The 16,495-nt window shown below is 61.6% G+C and carries 13 protein-coding genes; 4 read left to right on the top strand and 9 right to left on the bottom strand.

The genetic code is table 11. The features are described 5' to 3' along the window. Window positions 1-160: 160 nt before the first annotated feature. Complete coding sequence (locus tag BC363_RS19390; protein WP_065781109.1) at window positions 161-760, bottom strand: TetR/AcrR family transcriptional regulator; 600 nt, start codon at window positions 758-760, stop codon at window positions 161-163. A 284-nt stretch (window positions 761-1,044) separates the two neighbouring features. On the opposite strand from BC363_RS19390, the gene BC363_RS19385 reads away from it, so the two are divergent. Together BC363_RS19385 and BC363_RS19380 are read left to right on the top strand one after the other, a co-directional pair. Continuing rightward, complete coding sequence (locus BC363_RS19385) at window positions 1,045-2,205, top strand: efflux RND transporter periplasmic adaptor subunit (protein WP_065781108.1); 1,161 nt, start codon at window positions 1,045-1,047, stop codon at window positions 2,203-2,205. Continuing rightward, window positions 2,202-5,300 carry an efflux RND transporter permease subunit gene (locus tag BC363_RS19380; RefSeq protein ID WP_065781106.1) on the top strand — a complete coding sequence of 1,033 codons (3,099 nt, stop codon included), beginning with the start codon at window positions 2,202-2,204 and terminating at the stop codon, window positions 5,298-5,300. The genes BC363_RS19385 and BC363_RS19380 overlap by 4 nt, the downstream gene beginning before the upstream one ends. Window positions 5,301-5,310: 10 nt before the next feature. Here BC363_RS19380 and BC363_RS19375 read toward each other — a convergent pair whose 3' ends face one another. The 4 genes from BC363_RS19375 to BC363_RS19360 are packed head-to-tail and all read right to left on the bottom strand — an operon-like array spanning window position 5,311 to window position 8,238. Then, window positions 5,311-6,069: an ATP-binding cassette domain-containing protein gene (locus BC363_RS19375; RefSeq protein WP_065781105.1), complete on the bottom strand. Its 759-nt coding sequence runs from the start codon at window positions 6,067-6,069 to the stop codon at window positions 5,311-5,313. Next, window positions 6,066-7,034, bottom strand: coding sequence for an iron chelate uptake ABC transporter family permease subunit (locus tag BC363_RS19370; protein WP_065781103.1), 969 nt, complete (start codon window positions 7,032-7,034; stop codon window positions 6,066-6,068). The genes BC363_RS19375 and BC363_RS19370 overlap by 4 nt, the downstream gene beginning before the upstream one ends. Beyond that, window positions 7,024-7,974, bottom strand: a complete 951-nt coding sequence (locus BC363_RS19365) for an ABC transporter permease (RefSeq protein WP_065781102.1) — start codon at window positions 7,972-7,974, stop codon at window positions 7,024-7,026. Before BC363_RS19365 ends, BC363_RS19370 begins: the two co-directional genes overlap by 11 nt. 9 nt (window positions 7,975-7,983) lie before the next feature. Further along, window positions 7,984-8,238, bottom strand: a complete 255-nt coding sequence (locus BC363_RS19360; protein WP_065781101.1) for a hypothetical protein — start codon at window positions 8,236-8,238, stop codon at window positions 7,984-7,986. Window positions 8,239-8,651: 413 nt separating this feature from the next. Here BC363_RS19360 and BC363_RS19355 point away from each other — a divergent pair, with 413 nt between their 5' ends. After that, entirely contained in the window at window positions 8,652-9,575 is a 924-nt protein-coding gene (locus BC363_RS19355; RefSeq protein ID WP_065793321.1) for a siderophore ABC transporter substrate-binding protein, read from the top strand. A gap of 93 nt (window positions 9,576-9,668) precedes the next feature. After that, window positions 9,669-9,962 carry a DUF2218 domain-containing protein gene (locus BC363_RS19350; protein ID WP_065781099.1) on the top strand — a complete coding sequence of 98 codons (294 nt, stop codon included), beginning with the start codon at window positions 9,669-9,671 and terminating at the stop codon, window positions 9,960-9,962. Between the two features lie 135 nt (window positions 9,963-10,097). Here BC363_RS19350 and BC363_RS19345 read toward each other — a convergent pair whose 3' ends face one another. The 4 genes from BC363_RS19345 to BC363_RS19330 all read right to left on the bottom strand — a co-directional run bounded on the left by BC363_RS19345 (window position 10,098) and on the right by BC363_RS19330 (window position 16,493). Beyond that, window positions 10,098-11,756, bottom strand: a complete 1,659-nt coding sequence (locus BC363_RS19345) for a GNAT family N-acetyltransferase (protein WP_065781098.1) — start codon at window positions 11,754-11,756, stop codon at window positions 10,098-10,100. Between the two features lie 273 nt (window positions 11,757-12,029). After that, the gene (locus BC363_RS19340; protein ID WP_065781097.1) at window positions 12,030-12,524 is read right to left on the bottom strand and encodes a hypothetical protein; all 495 of its coding nucleotides are present in this window, start codon (window positions 12,522-12,524) and stop codon (window positions 12,030-12,032) included. A 169-nt stretch (window positions 12,525-12,693) separates the two neighbouring features. Beyond that, window positions 12,694-14,043, bottom strand: coding sequence for an HlyD family type I secretion periplasmic adaptor subunit (locus BC363_RS19335; protein WP_065781096.1), 1,350 nt, complete (start codon window positions 14,041-14,043; stop codon window positions 12,694-12,696). A 2-nt stretch (window positions 14,044-14,045) separates the two neighbouring features. Further along, window positions 14,046-16,493, bottom strand: coding sequence for a type I secretion system permease/ATPase (locus BC363_RS19330; protein WP_141690372.1), 2,448 nt, complete (start codon window positions 16,491-16,493; stop codon window positions 14,046-14,048). Window positions 16,494-16,495 lie beyond the last annotated feature (2 nt).

Here is a 16,495-nt window from a genome sequence, read left to right as displayed (position 1 = left end):
CCCTCGCACCCAAAGTTTACGAGCAATATCAAAGGGCTTCGAGGAAAATCGGAGCCCTTTTTGCATTCAAAATACCCTAGCACACGGCTAGCACAAACGGACCCCTCCGGTTTGACGGCCGCTTGATGCCGCGATTCCCTGTTCCTACAATGTTGACCGCTCAACGTGTCGGACAGAGGAAACGCGTCAGCAGCAGGTGCAGCATCGGCGCCTCGTCGAGCGGCTTGAACCCTGGATCGACGGCGATGCGCCCGAAGACGCCGTCGATGATCGCTGCAAGCCAGCGTGCGCCGCCCTCGGGGTCGATGGCGGCGTCCATCTGTCCGCGGTCGTGTGCGGCTTTGATCAGAGCGGAGAGGGCGGCGCGCAGTTCAGCGTCATTCGCCGCAACCAGTTCGCCGATGCGTTCGTCGCGCATGGCCTCGGCGGCGATCTCCAGCGCGAGGCTGGAATAGACAGGATCGGCCGCCAGCCCCAGAACAACGTCCATGAAACCCAACAGCGCGGCAAAAAGATCCGGCGCTTCATGGAGTTCCCGGAAAAACTCCGCTGTTTCTTGACGTTCCTCCTCCACGATCGCGGCGATGATGGCATGCTTGGTTGGAAAATAATGGAACAGATTGCCCGGGCTCATACCCGCCTCGGCGCAGATTTCCGCGGTCGACGTGCCGTGAAACCCCTTACGCGAAAAGCAGGAGATGGCGGCATCGAGAATGACTTGCCGCCTTGCGGCATGTTTCTCCGGGTCGATCTTGCGCATCGTCATTCTCCCCAACGGTCCATTTTTATTTAATAGACTGATCGATCTGATATGCGGCCCAGGCCTTGCAGAGTCAATGGAAGCGGCCTAGTCGCCCGAGACGCCATGTTCCCGCAATGCTTGTATGCGACCGCCTTATTGTTGACGTGTTCAGCTGATGAAATTAGTAGATTGACTAATCGAATAAATAATTTTCTTCTGAGCGCCTTAATCAGGGAATTGTCGACGCCACGCGAACCCAACGGGTTCCCGGTGTCCGTTCCCGCCAGCGAAAGCCAACCAGAATGAGACGTTCCCCAGTTCTGAGCGCAGCAATTGTCGCCACGTTCACGCTTGTCGCCACGGCCGGCCAGGCGCTTGCCAACGAGGCTGCAGCGTCGGTGAACGCCGATGCCGCAGCCGAAACCCGCACGGTTTCGACGCTTGTTGCCAACCGGCAGCCGCAGAAATGGATGCGGTCCTTTGCCGGCATCTTCGTCGCGCGCGAAGAGATTGCCGTCGGCACGACATTGACCGAGCAGCGGATCGCCAAGGTCGAGGTCGAGATCGGCGATCGGGTGGTTGCAGGCCAGGTTCTTGCCCGGCTGGAAACCGAGATGCTGGAAAACCTCCTGCGGGAAGCCGAAGGGCGCGTCGCCCGCGCCGGTGCGGCGGTTGCCCAACAGGAAGAGACCGTCCGGCAGGAGGAAAAGAAACTCGATCGTGCGCGCCAACTGCGCCACCTGAAGGCCGAGACTTTCCTCGAGGAGCGGATCTCGGCAGTGGCGATCGCGATCGAGGCGGTCAAGGTCGCCCGCGCCGACGATGCGCAGGCACAGGCGCTCCAGGCGGAGGCGCGCCGCAAGCTCGAGCGCGCCGTGATCGTCGCGCCCTCCGCCGGCATCGTTTCCGAACGCCTTGCCCGTGCCGGTGCATTGGCCGGATCGGAACCGCTGATGCGCCTGATCCGCGACGGCGAGATCGAGCTTGCTGCCGAAATCCCGGAGAGCGAGTTGCCGCTGCTTGCCGTAGGTCAGAAGGTGAAGGTCAAGCTTTCCGGGCGCACGGACGCGATCGAGGGCCATGTGCGTGTGATCAATCCGAAAATCGACAGCGAGACGCGGCTTGGCACGGCCAAGATTGCGCTCATGACCGACAAGCCGCCCTATGCCGGAACGTTCGGACGGGCCGAAATCGTCGTTGCCGAACGTTCGGCCATCATGGTCGACGATTCGACGCTGCTTTACGGCACAGCGGATGGAATACCCTCGGTGTTCACCGTCGAAGACGGGCGGGTCAAGCGCAAGACGGTCCAGGCCGGAATGCGCCAGAACGGCAAGGTGGAGATCGTGTCGGGCCTCGATGCCGGCGAGCGCGTGGTTGCCAAGGCCGGTGTGTCTCTTCGCGAGGGCGAGGCCGTCGCCACCAAGGACGTTGAAACCACTCAGACAGGCGTGCAGAAATGACCAGCAACATATCCGCCTGGGCGATCCGCAAGCCGGTTCCGACGATCGTCCTCTTCGTGGTTTTGACCCTCGTCGGCATCGCCTCGTTCCTGCGCCTGCCCGTCAACGCCAACCCGAGCGTGTCGTTTCCTGTCGTGACCGTGACCATCACCCAGCCGAGCGCCCAGCCGGCGGAATTGGAAACGCAGGTCACACGGCGTGTCGAGGGGGTGGCTGCCGGTCTGGTCGCCGTCAATCACATTCGCTCGACGGTCACCAACGGTGTGTCGACGACCACGGTCGAGTTCAAGATCGGCACCGACCCGGACCGCGCCGCCAATGACGTGCGTGAAGCGGTCGCCCAGATCCGCTCCGATCTGCCGCAGTCGATCCAGGAGCCGGTGGTGTCGCGCGTCGATGTCGATGGCAGCGCCATCGTCTACTACACCGTGCGTGCGTCGAACATGTCGGCTGTGGAGCTGTCCTGGTTCGTGGACGACACCTTGAACAGCGAGCTTCTGACGCTGCCAGGCGTCCAGAAGGTTCAGCGCCTGGGCGGCGTCAACCGCGAAGTTCGCGTGTCGCTCGATCCGGAGCGCCTGCTGGCGCTCGGCGTCACCGCCGACCAGGTCAATACTGCGATGCGCGAACTCAATACCAATGTCCCGAGCGGGCGAGGCGAAATCGGCGGGCGCGAGCAATCGATCCGCACGATCGGCAGTGCCACCTCTGTCGAGGAGCTTTCGCGGCTGTCGATACCGATTTCCGGAAGCCGCTGGGTTCAGCTTTCGGACGTGGCGACGATCGAGGACACCTCATCCGAACCGCGCAATTTTGCCCGGCTCGACGGCGAACCCGTCGTCAGCTTCTCGGTGTCGCGCAGCAAGGGCGCGAGCGATACCGTCGTTGCCGATCGCGTTGCCGCGCGGCTTGCGGAAATCCAGGCGCGCACACCCGGCGTCGAGATCAAGGAACTGATCTCGCTGGTCGAATACACCAAGGAGAGCTACGACGCGGCGGTGACGGCCCTTTTGGAAGGGGCGGCGCTGACGGTCGTGGTCGTCTTTGCGTTTCTGCGAAATTGGCGCGCGACGGTGATCTCGGCGCTGGCCATGCCGCTATCGATCCTGCCGACCTTCATGGTCATGGATCTGCTCGGTTTCACCTTGAACAGCATCAGCCTGCTGGCGCTGACGCTCGTCATCGGCATCCTGGTCGATGATGCGATCGTCGAGATCGAAAACATCGAGCGGCACGTGGACATGGGCAAACGGCCGTTCCTTGCCGCGATCGATGCCGCCGACGCGATCGGGCTTGCGATCGTCGCAACGACGCTGACGATCGTGGCCGTGTTTGCGCCCGTCAGCTTCATCGGTGGCGCGGTCGGGCAATATTTCAAGCAGTTCGGTCTGACGGTCGCCATCGCTGTGCTGTTCTCGCTGGCGGTTGCCCGCCTGCTGACACCGTTGATGGCGGCATATCTGCTTCGCCCGAGGGCAGGGCACGGCCATGAGGCGAAGCGTTCACGCATAGGCGATGTTTATGTTCGCCTGCTGGGCTGGACACTGGATCACCGCAAGACGGCGCTTTCCATCGTTGCCCTGATCTTTGTCGGCTCGATCGCGCTTCTGACGATGCTGCCGACCGGTTTCATACCCACGAGCGACAGCAATCTCTCGACCTTGAAGGTCACCTTGCCGCCGGGCACGCGGCTTGAGGAAACGGCGCGCGTCTCGGATGAACTGACGCGAAAGATCAAAGAACGGCCGGAGGTCGACAGCGTCCTTGCGACCGCCGACAACCTCAACCGGGTCGACCTGCTGATCAAGCTTCGGCCGCGCAAGGAGCGTGAGCTCGGCCGCAAGGCATTCGAGCTTTCGTTGCGGCCGCTGCTTGCGGAGACGCCGGACATCCAGGCGACCTTTGCTTCCGAACAGGGCGCGAAGGATCTGTCGATCTATCTGACCAGCGACGACCCGCAGGCGCTGACCCAGACGGTGCGCCAACTCGAAAAGGAGATGCGCGCGATGCCGGGCCTCGTCAACGTGCAGTCGACCGAGCCCTTGTTGTCACCGGAGCTGCTGGTGAAGCCTCGCCTCGACGAGGCTGCCCGTCTCGGTGTCTCGGTGACGTCGATCGGCACAGTGGCGCGCATTGCCACGATGGGGGACAGCGAAAGCAATTCGGCGCGGTTCAATCTCGGCAACCGGCAGGTGCCGATCCGTGTGATGCTCGACGAAACCGCACGGGCGGATTTCGACACGCTGCGCAGCCTGCGTGTCGGTACCAACTCCGGCAAGCTGGTACCGCTGACGTCCGTCGCTGACATTTCCTTCGGCGCGGAGGAAGGCAGTGTCGAGCGCCTCAACCGCAAGCGTCTGATGGCGGTCGAAGCCAATCTGAACGGCATCACGCTCGGCACGGCATTTGAGGCAGTTTCTGCCTTGCCGGCCATGACCAAGCTGCCGGCGGGGGTTTCCCAGGCGAATTACGGCGAAGCCGAATACATGTCGGAAATGTTCCGCAATTTTGCGCTCGCCTTGCTTGCCGGCATCCTGATGGTTGCCGCGGTGCTCGTCCTCCTCTTCAAGGACTTCCTGCAGCCGATCACCATCCTGATTGCCCTGCCGTTGTCGATCGGTGGTGCTGCGCTGGCGCTCATCCTCTTTGGTGCGGCGCTCGATCTCTCCTCGATCATCGGCATCCTGATGCTGATGGGCATCGTCTGCAAGAATTCGATCCTGCTGGTCGATCATGCGATCGTCTGCCGGAACGACGGGGCTGACCGACGTACGGCCCTGTTGACGGCCGGCACGACCCGCGCACGCCCGATCATCATGACGACGATCGCCATGGTTGCCGGCATGGTTCCGGCGGCGATCGGCGTCGGTGCGGATGCATCCTTCCGTGCACCGATGGCGATCGCGGTCATCGGAGGATTGATCACCTCGACGATGCTGAGCCTGGTCTTCGTGCCGGTGATGTTCACGGTGATGGATGATGTCAGCGTTCGCCTCGGCCGCCGGTTGAAGCGTCTGTCGTCGGTGACCGACGAGGACAAGATCGCCGATGCGGCGCGCAGCGGCAGCCCGCTCGTATCAGGCTCTTCCCATTGAACCGGTCAGCCTATTCGAAATAGTTGACGAGCCGCTTTTCGCCGACGGCGTGAACGCGGCAGTCGACGTCGAAGATCGCCTGCAGGCGCGACGGCTCGATCATGTCCTTCGGTGCACCTTCGAAGGCGAGCTTGCCGCCGCGCATGGCGACAATGCGGTCAGAATAGGCGGAGGCGAAGTTGATGTCGTGCAGTACGACGACGACCGTCTTGGCGAAATCGTCGGCCAGCCGCCGGAGCAGCTTCATCGTCTCGACGGCATGTTTCATGTCGAGGTTATTGAGCGGCTCGTCGAACAGCATGTAGTCGGTATCCTGGCAGAGCACCATGGCAATGAAGGCGCGCTGGCGCTGGCCGCCGGACAACTCGTCCAGGAACCGGTGCTCAAAGGCTTGCAGACCGACATAGGCGATCGAGCGCTCGATATGTTCGACGTCGACCGCCGTCAGGCGCCCCTTCGAATAGGGGTAGCGGCCGAAGGCGACGAGGTCGCGCACGCTGAGGCGCGCGGTGATGTGGTTGTCCTGGCGCATGATCGACAGGCGCCGGGCGAGCACGTCGCCGGCGGTACGGCTGACATCGAGACCGTCGATCACAACCTGTCCCTCGTCCATCGGCATCAGGCGGCTGACGATCGACAGCAGCGTCGATTTGCCGGCGCCGTTCGGACCGATGATCGAGGTGAGGCCGCCGGCCGGCAGCGTGATCGAGACCCGGTCGACGACCGCGTTGCTGCCGTAGGATTTGGTCACGTCACGAATTTCGATCATCGGGCGGAGCCTCGAACAAGCAGGAAGATGAACACAAGACCACCGACGAATTCGATGACGATGCTGAGCGCGGTGTTGAAGGCGAACAAGCGCTCCAGGATCACCTGGCCGCCGACGAGCGTGACGATGGCAAGACACACGGCGATCGGCAGCACGAAGCGATGGCTGGCCGTCGGCGTGATCTGCCAGGCAAGGCTGGCGACCAGGAGGCCGAAGAAGGTCACCGGGCCGACGAGCGCCGTGGAGACCGAGACGAGAACGGCGATGAGCACAAGCAGGATGGTGACGGTGCGGTGATGGTCGATACCCAGGCCGATGGCGCTTTCGCGGCCGAGTGACAGCACGTCGAAGGTCGGGAACAGCCGCCAGAGAACGAAGGTCACGGCGGAGACGGCGATGGCGGAAATGCCGAGAAGGCCGGCGTTGACGGTGTTGAAGCTGGCAAACAGGCGGTCCTGCAACACCACGAACTCATTGGGATCGAGGATGCGCTGCAGGAAGGAAGAGAGGCTGCGGAACAGCCCACCGAGGATGATGCCGACCAGCATCAGGAGATGCAGGCTGCGGGTGCCTCCGGAAAACAGCGCCCGGAACAAAAGCACGGAAAAGCCGACCATTGCCGCCGTCTCGATGACGAACTGAAACCGCGGGTCGACGGCGGTGGCGCCGGTTGCTCCGAGGAAAAATATCATGACCGTCTGCAGCAGCGCATACATCGCATCGAAGCCGATGATCGATGGTGTCAGGATGCGATTGCCGGAGATCGTCTGGAACAGGATGGTCGAGACCGCGATCGCATAGGCGACGAGAACCATGCCCGCGAGCTTGGTGCCGCGAAAGGAGAGGATGAATGCCCAGCTTCCCCTGGCGCCGAACGTCATGAAAGCCAGCATCGACAGCAGGGCGAGCGCTGCCGTTACGAGCAGCATGCCGGCGGGCGAGGCCCTTTTGATGTCAGCCTGCATGGGCGCGCCTCGAAAGCAGCAGATAGAGGAAGACGACGCTGCCGATGACGCCCATGACGGTTCCGACCGGGATCTCATAGGGCGCGATGATCACGCGGCCGACGATGTCGCAGGCCAGCACCAGCCCCGCGCCGGTGGCGGCGATCAGCGGCAGGGTGCGCCGGAGATTGTCGCCGACGACGAGGCTGATGACATTCGGCACGATCAGCCCGAGGAACGGCACCATGCCGACCGTGGCGACGACGGTGGCCGTCACCATCGAAACGATGCCAAGGCCGAGCGTCACCACCTTGTTGTAGTCGAGGCCGACATTGCGGGCGATCTCCTCGCCCATGCCGATGACGGTGAAACGGGCGGCGGTGACATAGGCGATCAGCGTCAGGACAAGGGCGATCCATAGCAGCTCGTAGCGACCGCGCAGCACGCCGGAGAAATCTCCTGATATCCACGCACCCATCGACTGCATCATATCGTAGCGATAGGCGACGAAGGTGGTGATCGCGCTGACGACGCCGCCGAGCATGATCCCGACCAGCGGCACCATCAGTACCGAGCGTAGCGGGATCTGGCGCAGGATCTTGAGAAACAACGCCGTGCCGGCCAGCGCCGTGAGCGCCGCGACGGCCATCTTCGCAGCAACCGGCAGGGCCGGCGCGAAGATCATCGTCAGCAGCATGCCGAGGGCAGCCGATTCCGCTGTACCGGCGGTCGAGGGTTCGACGAAACGGTTGCGGGCGAGCATCTGCATGATGGTACCGGCGACGGCGAGGCCGGTTCCGGCCAGCATCAGCGCCAGGGTGCGCGGCACCCGGCTCTCGACGATCAACAGCCAGCCGCGCCCATCGTCGCCAAGGCCGGAGGCGAGGCTGCCGACGCCGGTCATGACGCTGATGACGGCAAGCAGCAGGATGACGGGAATGGCAATCAGAAGTGGTTTCATCGATCGGTCTTACGCGCGCCGGTGTTTCGGCGAAACCCCATACGCCCTTTTGAAGGCCGTCGTGGTGTCGGTGGCGATAGAGGCAGCCCGGGCGATGATCGTGCCGCGCTCCTCCAGCGCGTTGCGCGTCACCTCCAGCCTTTCGTGACGCGAAAGCCGGCTGCAAGCCGCCAGCCGCGTGCTGTTCGACATCCCGCCGGCGCTTGCCCGAAGATCAATGTCGGGCCGAAAATGGCTTTTCGTGGCCGGCTGGCTGCCGTTCATTCTTCCGTCGCCTCCGAGCAACTTGAGACATGTTTCGTTCGCGCGTGCCTCGGCATCGCGAGAGCCTCTCCGGTCAGGCACCGGACTGGGGCTGAGCCTCAATCATATATATGACATCGTTAGTCAAGTTTCATCGCGCGGAGCGCGGCAATGGCTCGAAATGACTGGAGGCAGGAAAGGAATCTTCTGCTTTCCCCCGTGCAGGTTCTTACAGCGCCGCGCGTCAAACATGACGCGCTAAGGACGCTGTAACACTTTAAACTTGCTGCATAATTTATCCTTAAATCGATTCCGACTTAAGCAATTATGCAGTAGGTTCGCATTGCCTGATCACTTTTGCAGGACGTTGAACGGTCTTGTTGCCCTCTTTGGAAAATCGCGCTAGGACGATCGAAAAGATGAGGAAAAAAGTCATGAATATATCTCTGGTTTCTAATGGTCTTCGTAGTGTTGCTGTCGCTGCCGTCCTGGCTCTGGCGCCTGCCGCAAGCGCTGAAGCTTTGAAGATCGAGCACAGCAGCGGCACGACGGATGTCGAAAAGAATCCGAAGACGGTGCTGGTTTATGACTTCGGCATGCTCGAGACCCTGGATATGCTCGACGTTCCCGTGGCCGGTGTTCCCGGTTCTGCGATCCCGCCCTCCCTCGAAAAATACAAGTCCGACGACTTTCCGAAGATCGGCACGCTGTTTGAGCCCGACTATGAGGCGGTCAATGCTGCTGAACCTGATCTGATCATCGTCGGCGGCCGTTCGCAGTCGAAATATGCCGAACTTGCCAAGCTCGCTCCGACCATCGACCTGACCTCTGATGACAAGGACCTGATCGGCAGCGTCAAGAAGAATGCCGCCATTCTCGGTCTCATCTTCGGCAAGGAAGCGGAGATCAAGGCAGCTTCCGAGAAGCTCGACGCCTCGATCGAAAAGCTGCGCGGCGTTGCAAAGGGCGCCGGCACCGGCCTCGTGCTCTTGACGACCGGCGGCAAGATCAGCGCCTATGGCAAGGGTTCGCGCTTCGGCGAAATCCACGACATCTTCGGTGTCGAACCGGCGGACCCGAAGCTGCAGGTCGCGACGCACGGCCAGGCCGTTTCCTACGAATACATCCTCGAGACCAATCCGGACTGGATCTTCGTCGTCGATCGCGACGCGGCGATCGGCCAGGAGGGCCAGCCGGCGGCAGCCCTGCTCGACAACGAGCTGGTGCGCCAGACCAAGGCCTGGAAGAATGAGCGGGTGGTCTATCTCGATTCCGCCAAACTCTACCTGACGAGTTCAGGCCTGAAGTCCGAACAGGATATCGTCAATCAGCTCACGGAAGCGCTGAGCAAGAAGTAAGCTGAAATTTGGCAGAGGGCGGCAGGAGCGATCATGCCGCCCTTTGTCCTGTCTTTGCCTACCGATCGGTCCCCATGCAGTGTGGAGAAGAACATGTTGAAAGCCACGAGCGGTTTTACCACCGAGCGCGCGTCGCAATACCTGCAGCAGATGTCCAAGCATTTCGCGCACAAGACGACGGTCGAGTACACTGAGACGGATTCGGTTGCGACGATAGGAGCGAGCACCGCGCGCATGACGGCCCGCGGAGATCAGCTGTCGTTCGTCGCGGAATCGCCGGATGCCGAGGCGCTGGCGGAATGCAAGGACGTGATCGAGCGCCACATCATCCGTTTCGCATTTCGCGAGGAACTGAAGGCGCTCGACTGGACCGAAACCGCCGAATGAGTGGTCGGCCGCCATGCAGGCCCTACGGCATGTTTCCTTAAATCGTATCCGCTTTAAGGACAAAAACATGCAGCAATTCAAGGTGCTACAGCGACCTTTGCGCGTCTGATAAGACGCGCGCTGTAGCGACCTGCTTCAGTGCTTGCTTCGTGAGCCGGCGTCGCCCGGTTTGTTTGGCCGTGCCTGCAGGTGCGCCGATATGCCTGATGGCAAAGAGGGCTGAAGCAGGGGCGGCGTGGTCGGCAGGCGCACGGAGGCGTCAAGCGTTCGCTTCGGCGGCACCAGGACCCTGGGCGGTGGGGCGATCGATACCGGGGTTTGCGCCGGTTCGGGAACCTCGTCCTGTTGCAGGGTTTGCATGGCTGCCTTCAGTCGTATGACGGCTACCTGCGCCTTCAGCTTGCAGCGCATGTGGTCCGGATCGTCGGAAAGGATATCCTCGAAGCTTGTGAAGATGCTGAGGGCTTCTTCGCCTCGGCCGGTCGCGCAGAGCGCGACGCCGAGCTTGTAGCGCACGAGGCTCAGGAGCGGATGGCGAGCGAGCAGGGCCTCGAAGGTCTCGGCCGCTTCGGCATAGTGCCGTTGCGCCATCTGGCTATCACCGAGGCGATGCTGGATCTTGCCGGCACCCGGCATCGTCGCAAGCAAGCCTCTGTAGAGATATTCCGCCTCGTCGTGTTCGCCCTTGTCGTCGAAAAGCTGGGCGAGGCTGTAGCGGGCGCGCGCGTGGCTCGGTACGGTGTGGATCACCTGCCGATAGCCGGGTTCCGCCTTGTCCAATCGCCCCTGCTTGTGCAGTTCCACAGCGCGATCGTAGACATATTCGATGCTGCGCGGGTTGAGACAATTGCGCAGATTGCGACCGGACAGGGTTCGGACAAGCATGCTGCGAATGCGGCGTTCCTCGACGCCAAAGGAATATTTGTAGTCTTCGTCGCCGCGCAGGAAATCGTAGACCCGATATCCCTCGGCAATCGCATCGCGAATGGCAAAGCCGTGCAGCAGAAGGCCCGGGGAAGGGGTCGTCCATGTCTCGTCGCGGCCGGTGATGTAGAACAGAATGGTCTGCTTCTGCCGGTCGAGCAGATTGGCAAGCACGCCGAGCGGCCGGTCCTGATACCACAGAACGGGCACGTCGAGCGTGCCCTGGTTAAAGGCGTCGAGCAACATCTCCCGCGTCAGGGTGATCAGACGGTCGACCTTGCTGCCCTTGCGCTCCGCCCACTTGATGCGCCACAGCCGGAACAGGGTGTCGAGGTCCCTTTCGATCGTCTCTTTCGTCGCGTGGGTAATGCGGTAATCGGATGAGGCCTCGACCATCCGCACGAAGCGTCGCAGCTTCTGTCGGGTCTGCGCACTCATATGCGTGCTGAGATATTCCTCCCAGCTTTCCGGCAGGTTCACATAGGGGCAGATCGTATTGTCGATGTTGTCAGCATTGCTGCGCTCGTTGCTGGTCTGCACGAACTGGCTTTCGGGAAAAGCGCCGAGCAAGCGGTCGAGCCGGGACGAGGCGGTATAGAAATAGTCGAGCGTGAGGGTCGTCCAGTTCTCCTTGCCGATATGAGCGGAAAAGGCATCGGCCGCCTCGTCCTCCAGGCCGGGCCGGCACAGGAAACCGGTATAGTCGGCGCCGTAATTGCCTGCCATTCGGATTTCGTCACAGAAGAGCTTGGTCTTTTCGTCCTGGTAGGTAGACACCTTCAATGGCATGAAGGCGCAGTAATGCGCATCGTCTTCCTGCTTCAGCGCGAGAACGAACCAGCGGTGGCGGTGCGACAGATACTTTTGCAACCACCCCCACGAAAGAAAAAGGTGAGCTTCGGGATCTTCCAAGTATATCCGATCCCAATCTTCGTGAATTTTCTCAAATTCTTCCAAAGTGTCAAAGATATCTATTTTCATAACGCCCCCGGTACGCAACAGATAAATACTTTTCTAAAAGCATATGTCCGGATCGTTCGTTTTCAAAATGACCTTAGGTATTAGTCAATCCATAGCCCGGCTGTACTAATTCATATTATCCGAATGCATCGTTTGCCGGCGTTGGCGATCGTGCATGCGGCGCTAGATCGAACGCTCGTCGAAATTTGGCCGCGAGCGAATGAAGGCCCAGAGGCTCTTGCTGATCTCGGTGATCTCCTGGATGGCGGCTTCGAGCCGCTCCAGCTCGCGGGCGTCCAGCTGCTCGACCTTGCCGTAGCGAATGTCCTTGTCGCCCTCGACCAGACGCATCAGCTGCGTGCTGGAGATTTCGCCCTGCTCGTCGAAGGAGTAGATACAATGGTTGTACTTGTTGCGCATCTTCGACTGCTGTTTCAGCCGATCCATGATCGAAAGAACGCTGTCGCGCGTGTCGACGGGCGTGGCGGGCAGCTTGGCCAGGCGTTCGGTCAGATCGATGCGCGCGCGCGTGGTGTTCAAGGTCAGAAAGACCACGATCGCCTGCTCCTTGTCGACATTCAGCAGGTGGGCGATGATGTAGATCAGCAGGCTTTCGGTATTGGTCCAGACGTAGTTGAGGCGGCCGACAAGCAAAAGCACCTCGTGTATCGCTGCCATCAAACGTCTCCCCTGTCTGCGACCTATCGCACGCTGCCATCACCGGCGAAGACCATCCTGAAAGAAATAATCCAGTCTTCAAGACGGCGGGAGACAGCGGGCAAGAAGCCGGAACCTGCAGTTGATTCCTATCGTGCGCCGACGTCATCGTCAGCCTCCCCGCTTCGTCTCAGGTTTCCTTGAAGGCTCGCGACATGCTGTCGGTGATCGGCTTCGTCAGATATTCGAAGAATGTGCGCTCCGAGGTCGTGATCAGCACTTCGGCGGGCATGCCCGGCACCGGATGGAAGCCATGCACGCGATGGATCTCGCTGACGGGAACCTCGACGCGAACGATATAGACATCTCGCTGCTGGCCTCCGCTGACTTCTTCGACGGAATCGGCCGAGACATAGAAGACCTTGCCGTTCAGCACCGGCGTCGTGCGGCGGTTGAGCGCCGACAGGCGTATCGTCGCGTCCTCGCCGACCCGCAACTGATCGATCGAGGTCCGCAACACTTGCGCTTCGATGATCAGCGGCACGTTGGCCGGCAGAATTTCCATGATCGGCTTGCCGGTCGCGATCACGCCGCCGGCGGTATGGAAATAGCTGCGCACCACGGTTCCGTCGACGGGCGAGCGGATGGTGGCGCGGCCAAGGACCTCGCTTGCCTCGCGCAGCTGCTCGCGCACGCCGTCGAGGTCGGCTTCGGCGGCTTCAAGTCCATCGAGCGCTGCCTGCTTGTTGGCATTGATGGCGATCACCGCCTCCTGGCGATAGCGGTCGATCTGCGACAGGCTCTCCTTGACCTCGGCGTCGAGCCTGCCGATCTCGCCCATGGCGTCGGCAGCAGCGCGGTCGAGCGCCATCAGTTCCGATCTCTTGATCAGGCCGCCTTCGGCAAGCTTGCTCTTGGCGGCGCGTTCCTCGTTGAGGATGTCCAGCTGCTTGTTGAACGATTCCTGCTGGCGTTCGTAACCCTTGGCGCGGAACTCCAGCGACTTGATGTTCTGCTCGATGAGGTTCAGCTGGTCGTCGAGCTTGATCTTCTTGCTGTGGAAGTTGACGTTCTGGCTCTCGATGATCGCATGGATATCCGGATCGTTTGCCCCTTCCTTGACAATGTCGGGAATCTTGAACGTGCCGCTACCGAGGGCTTCCGCCCGTAGCCGTGCGACCACCGCTTCGAGACGCAGCCGCTTCAGGTTGAGCGCGCGCTCGTTGGCGCGCGACGGTGTCTGGTCGAGCTTGACCAGGATATCGCCGGTCCTGACCTTGTCGCCTTCCGCCACCAGCATCTGCTCGATGATGCCGCCTTCGAGGTGCTGGATGATCTTGTTGTTGCCGTTGGCGACGAAGCTTCCCTGGGCGATGATCGCGGCCGCCAGTGGTGCGGAAAAGGCCCAGTAACCGAAGCCGCCGAACGACGCGAGGATCAGGGCGAGGCCGGCCATGCTGTGCAGCTTTATCGATCGCGGTACCTCCGAATACCACTCCACCGCATGTTCTTCGGCAGCATTCTTTTTCTCGCGGCTCATGGTCATTCTCCGGCGATACGGGGTGCGGACTTTTCGTCCTTCGGCTTGGCGCCGATGGCCGCAAGCACGTCGTTGCGCGCGCCGAACATGGCGACGGTTCCTTCGCTCAGAACCATGATCTTGTCGACGCATTGCAGCAAAGCGGGGCGCTGGGTGATGGTGACGGTGGTGATGCCCTGCTTCTTGGCATGCACCAAGGCGCGGGCAAGGGCTGCTTCGCCGTTGCTGTCGAGATTGGAATTGGGCTCGTCCAGCACCACGAATTTGGGGTTGCCGAAGAAGGCGCGTGCCAGAGCGATGCGCTGCTTCTGACCGCCGGAGAGCGGCGCTCCGTCTGCAGCGACGATCGTCTCGTAGCCCTGCGGGAACGAGGCAATCAGTTCGTGCACGTCGGCGAGCACCGCCGCTTCGAAGATGGTGTTGTCCTCGACATCGTCGCGCATGCGCGAGATGTTGGCCTTGATGGTGCCGGGAAAGAGCTGCACGTCCTGCGGCAGATAGCCGATGCTTTCGCCGAACTGCCGCTGATCCCAGTTTCTCAAGTCCATCAGATCGAGGCGGACATTGCCTGAGGTCGGCATGATCGAGCCGACGAGCATCTTGCCGAGCGTCGTCTTGCCGGAGCCGGAATTGCCGATGACCGCGAGCGACTCCCCCTTGTTGAGCGAGAAGGAAATGCCGTTGAGGATCACCCGCTTCTGCGGCGGCGGCACGAAGAGGATGCGTTCGACATCAAGCCGGCCTTCCGGTTTCGGCAGGCGCAGCCGCGGGAAGTTTAACGGTGAATTGACCAGCAACTGCTTGATGCGGCCATAGGCGGCGCGCGAGTGGTTGAGCTGGTTCCAGCCCTCGATCGCGCCTTCGACCGGTGCCAGCGCGCGCCCAGCGATGATCGAGGCGGCGATGACCATGCCGCCGGTCAGGTGCCCGTCCATCGACAGGTGTGCGCCCCAGCCGAGCAGAGCAACCTGGGTGAACATCCGCACCGCCTTCGAGGCTCCGGTAAAGACGATGCTGCGGTCCTGGGCATAGACCTGCGATTTCAGCGAGCCCGCCGTTTCGCGGCCCCACATCTTCACCGCTTCGGGGATCATCGCCAGCGCGTTGATGATCTGCGAATTGCGCGACATCGAATCCAGATGGAAATTGGCGCGGCTGAGGAAGGCGTTGGCCTCGCTGAAGGGCTGCGACGTCGCTTTCTGATTGAGATAGGCGATCACGAACAGGACGACGCAGCACATGATGACGATCAGCCCGAGTTGCGGCTGGATAACGTAGACCACCACGACGAAGAACGGCATCAGCGGGGCATCGAGGAACGAGATCAAGGTGCCGGAGACGATGAAGGAGCGCAGTTGCTGAAGGTCGCTCAACACCTGGTAGTCGCGACCGTTGCCATGCAATGACGCTCTTGCGGCCGCACTTAGGATAGGCGCACCGAGCTGGACCTCCATTTCGACCGCTGTCCGCATCAGGATGAAACGGCGGATGGAATCGAGGATGACCTGCAAGACGATGGCGCCGAGCACGGCGATCGTCAGCATGACAAGCGTATCCTGCGAGCGGCTGGTCAGCACCCGGTCGGAGATCTGGAACAGATAGATCGGAATGGCGAGGACCAGAACGTTGATCGCGACGGTAAACGCGATGACGATCATCATGTTGCGGCGAACGATCGCCATGCCGTTGCGCAGGCTTGCGGCGAAATTGACCGGTCCCATGCGCCTGTGGAACGTGTGCCTGTCGCCGCCACCGCCGCCACCGCTGCCATCGGTGGGAACGCCGTTGTTGCCGCCGCCATCGCGGGCCGTCGGGCGGCGGTCGTTCTCCTTCAGCGGCCCCGGATCGTTGTCGATCGTCTGCGGCAGAGGGCGACCCGGTCGGTTCTTCAATTCATCGGCCGGGTCGCTGTCGTTGCCACGACGGGCTGTGGTTTCCTGTTGAACCGGGCTCGTCTGCGCATCGAGCGGCTTGGGCTCCTGCGGTTCTGCCGGCAAGGCGTTCGTCGGCGCAGCTTTCGCAAGCGGCACCTCGATGATCGGTGCTTCTACCGCCGGCACTGCCTTGCGCTCGACTTCCCGTATCGGCACGCTTTCGTCACCTTGCCACAGCGAGCCTTCGCGCTTCGGCCCGAACTGATAGCCGGTCTGCCTCTTCTCTGTATGGCGGACCGGATTTGTCAGGGAATGGGTAAGGGCAAGCAATTCGGCATCGCAATCGCCGTGGCCGCCGGACGCGGGAACCTCAGCGGTTTTTTCGGGTTGCGAGATGGCTTCCCGTGTCGTGCGGATATCGAGGCCGACTTTGCGCAGGCCTTCCACGGCCTCGTTGATCGCGGCGATGCACTTGTCGGTCAACGCCGCTTCGAGCTCGTCGACCGCTTCCAGAACCGGCTCACCCTGTGCAGGCGGTCTGCCGGCACCGCTACGCCACTTCGAAAGATCGTTCATGC

Source organism: Ensifer sp. LC384, assembly GCF_001695865.1.
Classification (GTDB): domain Bacteria; phylum Pseudomonadota; class Alphaproteobacteria; order Rhizobiales; family Rhizobiaceae; genus Ensifer.
This window is presented reverse-complemented; position numbering and strand designations above follow the sequence as displayed.

Excerpts from the sequence above, each read along its gene's own strand:
- BC363_RS19385 (WP_065781108.1), top strand. The coding sequence starts at position 1,045 with ATGAGACGTTCCCCAGTTCTGAGCGCAGCAATTGTCGCCACGTTCACG.
- BC363_RS19380 (WP_065781106.1), top strand. The coding sequence starts at position 2,202 with ATGACCAGCAACATATCCGCCTGGGCGATCCGCAAGCCGGTTCCGACG.
- BC363_RS19330 (WP_141690372.1), bottom strand. The coding sequence starts at position 16,493 with ATGAACGATCTTTCGAAGTGGCGTAGCGGTGCCGGCAGACCGCCTGCA.
- BC363_RS19350 (WP_065781099.1), top strand. The coding sequence starts at position 9,669 with ATGTTGAAAGCCACGAGCGGTTTTACCACCGAGCGCGCGTCGCAATAC.
- BC363_RS19390 (WP_065781109.1), bottom strand. The coding sequence starts at position 760 with ATGCGCAAGATCGACCCGGAGAAACATGCCGCAAGGCGGCAAGTCATT.
- BC363_RS19370 (WP_065781103.1), bottom strand. The coding sequence starts at position 7,034 with ATGCAGGCTGACATCAAAAGGGCCTCGCCCGCCGGCATGCTGCTCGTA.
- BC363_RS19335 (WP_065781096.1), bottom strand. The coding sequence starts at position 14,043 with ATGAGCCGCGAGAAAAAGAATGCTGCCGAAGAACATGCGGTGGAGTGG.
- BC363_RS19375 (WP_065781105.1), bottom strand. The coding sequence starts at position 6,069 with ATGATCGAAATTCGTGACGTGACCAAATCCTACGGCAGCAACGCGGTC.
- BC363_RS19340 (WP_065781097.1), bottom strand. The coding sequence starts at position 12,524 with ATGGCAGCGATACACGAGGTGCTTTTGCTTGTCGGCCGCCTCAACTAC.
- BC363_RS19355 (WP_065793321.1), top strand. The coding sequence starts at position 8,652 with ATGAATATATCTCTGGTTTCTAATGGTCTTCGTAGTGTTGCTGTCGCT.
- BC363_RS19365 (WP_065781102.1), bottom strand. The coding sequence starts at position 7,974 with ATGAAACCACTTCTGATTGCCATTCCCGTCATCCTGCTGCTTGCCGTC.
- BC363_RS19360 (WP_065781101.1), bottom strand. The coding sequence starts at position 8,238 with ATGAACGGCAGCCAGCCGGCCACGAAAAGCCATTTTCGGCCCGACATT.